Source organism: Pirellulales bacterium, from assembly GCA_036499395.1.
GTDB lineage: Bacteria > Planctomycetota > Planctomycetia > Pirellulales > JACPPG01 > JACPPG01.
The window spans coordinates 1-6,193 of the sequence record DASYDW010000042.1; the positions used below are offsets into that span (position 1 = coordinate 1).

The window sequence follows — 6,193 nt, forward strand, 5'->3', positions numbered from 1 at the left end:
CGACGCGGTGAGGCCCATGGCCAGTCCGCGGCGGTCGGGAAACCAGCGCAGCGCATTGCCGAAGCAGCTGCTGACGACCGCGCCGACGCCGAGGCCGCCAATCGCGGCGGCGATGTAAAGAATGGTGAGCGAGGCGGCGAACGAATTCATCCACCAGGCGATGCCGCACAGGGCGCCGCCGAAAATGACACCGACGCGCGAGCCGAAACGGTCGGCGACATAACCTTCAAACGGAATGAGCCAGGTTTCGGTCAGGACGAAAATGGTGAAGGCGACCTGGATCGCCGCCTTGCCCCAGCCATGCGCGGCATCGATCGGATTGACGAACAACGCCCAGCCATATTGTAGGTTCGCCACCGCGGCCATGCACAAGATGCCGAGCGCCAGTTGTACCCAGCGGTACCAGCCTTGCTTTGCCGCCGTCGTATTCGTTGTCGTCATGATGTGCCCCGCATTGTTGTCAGTGTTTTTGGACGCGCGCGCCATCGCCCCGATGGCATGCTGTCACTGCTCGTGTCGATGTCGATTGCCGCGACAGGCGGCGCGTTCCGTTTCCTCTGTAATCGGGATTTTTGGCGCGACCCGTTGCCGGATTGATCGCACCGCCCCACGATGTGGGCAAGATGCCGCAAGCCGCTGCATGGCTGCCCGTCAACCAAGGCGAGAACTTACAGAGAAGGCGCCGGGAAAACTGCGGGGGTCGGAAGCGATGGTGCTGCCTGAGTGGATTGAACACTCGACCTCCTCATTACCAATGAGGTGCTCTACCACTGAGCTAAGGCAGCTTTGTGCTGATAAGTCAGCGGGTTAGTAGCTAAACGCCTCCGTAACATCAAGCTCAAGCAGGCACCGAACGGCGCTAACCGGCACCCAAATCCAGGGAAAATCCGGGAAGCGTGTCCAGCTAGGTGTATTGCTTTCTGACGGCGCGGTTGGGCAGCTACTACCGTTTCGCAGCCGTACAGGTGTGCCTGCTCGATCTAAACGGAGGCTAACTGGCTGGTTGCATGTAACGCGGCCTGTCGGTCCACCGCAGCACGTTGCTCAGGTGTGAAGCAGAGTTCGTCCAGCAGTGCGTCAACGAGCTGTGTCGGTTCGGGCAGGCAGATGAAGCCCCTTTTGCCACCCCAATCAAACATGCCTGCGGGCGCTATAGCCTGTACCGCGATTTCCAATTCTGGCAGTTCAACCCAGAGCGCGGGTGGCAAACTCAGAAATGTTGCGCGGCAATGTCGCCTGACTAGTGCTGTACGCAAGTTTTTCGCCAAGCGAGCGTCGGGGCGATCATCTTTGTTGGCTCGCCATAAGCGGCCAGTGTTGTATGCGTGAGAGAACTTGTGACTTCGGCTTTCCGACCCGCTTACATGTCGGTTGTTGATCCGGCCATAAAAGCCGTACTTGTCCGCTTTGGTTATCCCAATGTAACGAATCGCTCCTGCATGATTATGCAGAGCATAGATGCCGTGTTCGTGGGGTAACGCATCAACACGAACAGGGGCACTGGTAACGAGGCGTTGTAGCACAACAACCGGGTCAAGCGTCGTAAGGCTTGGTGGCGTTGACAGGGGCGTCCACCATTTCCAGAATGCCAATGCCGAAGGGGCTAACACCGCGGGTTAGGGAAACGAATGTCTCCTCACTGACCTATCTAGCTTCTGACACCTTCTGCCGCAACGTCCTTTCTCCGCATCAACTACCTACAACGAACTACGGTGGCCATTTCTAGACTCGCCGTGCGGCCGTTGCGAGACGACGAAATATCGGCGTTTCAACCAAACTAGGTGCGACCTTGCGAACTTGATTTAGAGCCTCACCGAGGTCCATCGGAATTGTCGAAGTTTCCGTAGTGCCGATTGTTCGATGAAGAAGCCGCAAGAATGCGGACGCCTTAGCCGCATTGTCGATATTGGCAAGCTTCGGCTCTCCGTCTTCGTCGCCGTATAATCCATAGTCGAGCATTGACCAACATTCAAAAGGTACGAGAAACCGCTCAATCGTATCTACAGCTTCCGCAAATGCGTCCCGAGCCGTTGCAGGTAGATCGGCGAAGGCGCGACTAGTTCCCGGTGCTGAAAGCGATTGTTCTTGTGGCCAAACTTGTTGAAGAAATGGTCGAGCAGCTAACCTAAATAGTTCTTCGGCGGATGGTGGTGTAGAATCATCTTCGGATTTTGCTGAGACGTCACGTACGTATCGTTGTATTGCATTTGCTCCATGTGCTCGCACTTCATCGTCTATGGTGCGTATCATTTGTTGGATGCGAGCGTACGGAACGGCTGGGGTGCGAGCGTCCCGCAGAGAATTAAGGCATTCGATTACTAGGCTGAACACTAGTGACTGTCGTGTTTCGCGTCCTAGTCGTGGATCGGTCGCGCGCTCGGTCATGGCGCTGCCTATGATCGTCAGCACTTTGTTAAAGTGCGTTTGCCGAGCTATTGCGCGCCATAGAGCGAGTGCTTCAACATTCTCAGACATTAGTGGTGTTATCAGATGATCTCTTGTCCAGTTTTCGTCCGCACGAAGAAAATAGTTCAAATTCCCAATTAAGCGATGCTTGACGATTAGACCTGCACGGCCGGGAGCCGCGATAATTGTATCGCGCATAGCTTTTAACAAGCCATCGACCGCGAATGGGTGTTCTTCGCCGTGAATTGTCGGACATCGTGCGTAAAATACATCCACGAGCTTGGCTGCCGGGGTATTTAGCGTGTCTAGGTCTAATGGTTCCTTATCGTTCGTCGTGCGGGCAACCGTCTGGAGGTCGGTTTGTTCAGTGGTAGGTTTCCTTTCGTTAGTGGCTCGAACAGCGAGGGGCCAAACTCTGTGCCACATCACCAAGCCGTCTGGACGAGTTGCAAGCAGTTGTTTCCATGTCGAAAGCCAATTCGATATTCCGTCAATGGCATTGCTGATGGTGGAATCTTGTAGCTTAATAAGTTGCAACAAAACTCTGTCGATTTCGGACGGCTGTAGCAAATCCTCAATGTTGCCTTGGTCAATCGGTGAATGTGCCCAACCAAATCTATTCCATATTTTTGCGAAGGCTGATCCACCGTCGGGCAAGGTTTCCAAATCAGCCAGAATCTTTTGATAGTTCCCCTTCTGCCTGATCCAGTCCGATGCCCGTTCGGCAGGATCATCGTTCCATCCGATACGCGCCGACGTTAGTGCAGATTCGAGCGTCTTCAGGCGGTGTTCGCCAATCATAAGGTCATATCGAGCGTCCGGCTTTGGCGAAACCCACTGAACGGTAGCTCCGCCCATAAAGCCATCATCGACACGAGACATGTTGGCTAGTTCAGGAAATTTGCCAATCTCAGAAGATAGCCACTTATTATCAAGTGCAGGAAGCGTTGCCCCAGCAATTTGTATGCGTCGTAACTCGCGGACTGCCCAATAGGTACGGGCGTTTTCGAGGAGGTCTGCCTCTGAACTGCGAGGCCACTGACTGCGGGGTGGGCGCTTTCGTATGCGCTTTATGATGGCCCTTTGATCAGTTGCTGAGAACTCGGCGAACCGCAAAGCGCGGACCTCTGCTATTTCTGGGTTAATATTTTGATCCCAGAAGTATTGGTCGGCTGCGGACAAAAGAAATTGAGCAACTTCGTCTGCAACGGTAATCCGCGAATCTCGTGATATGGCGGCCCAAAGCCGTAGGTGCAGAGGTGACGCTAGTTGCTTCCAACGTTGAGTGTGTCGGGTCGCACTTGCCAGATCGATTTCAGCAAGGTGGGACACAACATAGTGCAAAAGCTTCACAGACGGCGCTATTCCACGTTCAAATTCATCGGGATCGTGGTCGCTACCATCGCTATCGCGTTTGGCGACGTAGTAAACGCGGTGGAGGTGGCCCATGCGCCATAATTGTTTATTTTCGCTCCATCCAAACCGCCTTGCGATGTCGAGACCGGAAACCACCACGGCGTCGAGGGCATTAGCTAGTTCTCCAAAAAATGGAACATCCGCAATTTTTTGTAGACCGATTAGGTGTGGGTCAATGAGCCGCCCGCTCGTAAGTCGAACTGAGAATAATTGTTCTACCGACTTTACGTGTTTCGGACGCTTGACTAGGAAGCGCCGAGAGTTGGAAAACGATTCGATATTAGGGCGAGGCGCTACCAATTGCGTAATTGCGGCGACCGTAATGCCAGACCTGTCTCCGTCTTCAAGTCGGTGTTTAATATCGTAAACTTTGGTGTGCGAGAGATCATCACCGGTCGAGTTGTTCCAGCTTTCCTCAATTAGACGCCATGCGGAACGCCAAGGTTCGCCAATTTTTGTCCCTCTGGCTCCGTCCAATAAATCAAGTAATGCAGCTCGTTTAGCTTTGTCGTTAGGACTTAGATGTAGTGCCCAATCGACCGTTGATGTGTCGCATAGTCTGTCCTCTAGAAACGCAATCGCTGCTCGGTGTGCGCCCCTTTCTTGGTCGGTTAGGTTCGTCCATCTCGGTGTCATCGGCGCCGCTCTTGATCGGATTCGGCAGCAGTTGCGGATATGGCATCGAGCCAACCGAGGTCCGCCTTGTTGCGTGAGGCGACGGCCGCTAGTCGTACGCGTTCGTTAGTGTCGCTTCGCCTAAACAGGTGATCAAATAAATCTCTATCGGCGTCGGACGAAGTAGCGCGAGCGGATTTGACGATTCGCTTTACTGCGGCATCGACAAACTTGCGCTTGCCGTTGATGGCAGACAGACGCGCCCAACGGTCAAGAGTGTTGCTAAGCGCGCTGTGCTCGTTCTCTACGTTGTAACTTATCGGAGTTATCCCTCTTCCCTTCCAGTCCTCTAGGCCAATTGGGTCGGGAGCATTCGCTCCAACAAAAGTAAATCGTTCTCTTAAGTCGTCAAATCGTGTGCCATCCGCCGCTACGGCATTTAGCAGATACCGCATTGGTGGATCATTGGCGCTGTAGCCAACGAGAACCAAGTGGAATAGTCGAGCTGCATCATAGATAAAATCTGGAACGGTCCGACGGCGCAGGTAGAACTCACCGAAGTCTTGATCGGATACAACCAAGTCGGAGATGCGTGCGGGATCAGGTTCTAGCGCCCCGTGAATGTGAAGCACGCCTGCAAAACTCATCCTCCGCCCTGGCCGGGGAATCCCTCCGAGCGCGTAACTTTGGACAGGTGGGCGCGATCCTCGTGCAGCGACCTCTAGAAGCAAATCAAAGTTGGTGGTTACAATTGTCTGCACGCCACCACGGTCTGCGAGCCGCATCAATGAACGATGGATGGGCGCTGGCCGAACTCCGGCAGGTCGAAGCTTGTTTGCAATAGTGTTCCGAACGCTGCCCGATCCACTGTCTTGGCCGTCCATCCTGCGTTCGAGCAAACCTAGAACGACGTCATAGTCGCCAACGATGAACCGACGCACCTCGGCAGACTGCAAATTGTTAAGACCGCTTAAGTCTGTGTCCCAGTTGTTGCACGCCGTCCTTGGAATACGAGACATGACCGCATGTGTTGCGGTGTCGAGGTCGGCATAGACGGCGAGAACCAACTCTCGAAAATCTGGAAGGTTTGCCGGACGAGATATGCCAGCGCCCGCAATAAACAAAACTTCACCGCGAGCGTGCGCTAGTAGCAGCCTCTCTGGAATTGCTGCTAGCCCAGGCCCTAACGATATGACGCGATCTTTGATATTGGGGTCTGGCATTGCTGTTTGCGATTTTGCTCTGCTTCAAATGCGCTTGGGGAAACTACAAAAAATTTCGTGCGGGTATCTAAGTAATTCCGGTCGAATGAAGTCCCCCGTACCCGTCTAAGCGGGCCGCAATGAACAATTCGCATAACGGTCTGTTTGACGAGAACGCCAGCTAGGGTGTGCGAAAGTATCGACTTTAACCACCAGCACAATCATTGCATCGATTGGGTATACGCCAGACACACGTTTGGCCGAGACAGAGAGTGCGTCTCATAAGGGTTGACCTTTGTATTATGAGACGGGGGGGAATCCGGGGAGCGGTTCGGAATACTGCCAAAAAGATGGTGCTGCCTGAGTGGATTGAACACTCGACCTCCTCATTACCAATGAGGTGCTCTACCACTGAGCTAAGGCAGCTAATTTCCGCGAATGGGACGCATAGCCCGGCGCGAACGCGGCGGAAACTGCCATACGACCCCCACCGGTGCAAGCAAAGCCTGCTTGCGATCTGAGGCGGTGCACGGATAATGCCGGTATGACTAAAA

At 54.0% G+C, this 6,193-nt stretch carries 3 protein-coding genes and 2 tRNA genes; all 5 read right to left on the reverse strand.

Features of this window, described 5'->3' with window-relative positions:
• Positions 1-441, reverse strand: a 441-nt coding sequence (locus VGN12_07195) for an MFS transporter (GenBank protein ID HEY4309223.1), incomplete at its 3' end; no start/stop codon positions are given.
• Between the two features lie 269 nt (positions 442-710).
• Positions 711-785: transfer RNA gene (locus VGN12_07200), tRNA-Thr, on the reverse strand.
• A gap of 937 nt (positions 786-1,722) precedes the next feature.
• Positions 1,723-4,458 carry a hypothetical protein gene (locus VGN12_07205; GenBank protein HEY4309224.1) on the reverse strand — a complete coding sequence of 912 codons (2,736 nt, stop codon included), beginning with the start codon at positions 4,456-4,458 and terminating at the stop codon, positions 1,723-1,725.
• A complete protein-coding gene (locus VGN12_07210) occupies positions 4,455-5,660 on the reverse strand; it encodes an SIR2 family protein (GenBank protein ID HEY4309225.1) in 1,206 nt (401 codons plus the stop codon). Before VGN12_07210 ends, VGN12_07205 begins: the two co-directional genes overlap by 4 nt.
• Before the next feature lie 330 nt (positions 5,661-5,990).
• Positions 5,991-6,065, reverse strand: a tRNA-Thr gene (locus VGN12_07215).
• Positions 6,066-6,193: the final 128 nt, after the last annotated feature.

What these genes read in the sequence shown, in the direction of transcription:
- VGN12_07205 (HEY4309224.1), bottom strand. Translation starts at nt 4,458, where the DNA reads ATGACACCGAGATGGACGAACCTAACCGACCAAGAAAGGGGCGCACAC.
- VGN12_07210 (HEY4309225.1), bottom strand. Translation starts at nt 5,660, where the DNA reads ATGCCAGACCCCAATATCAAAGATCGCGTCATATCGTTAGGGCCTGGG.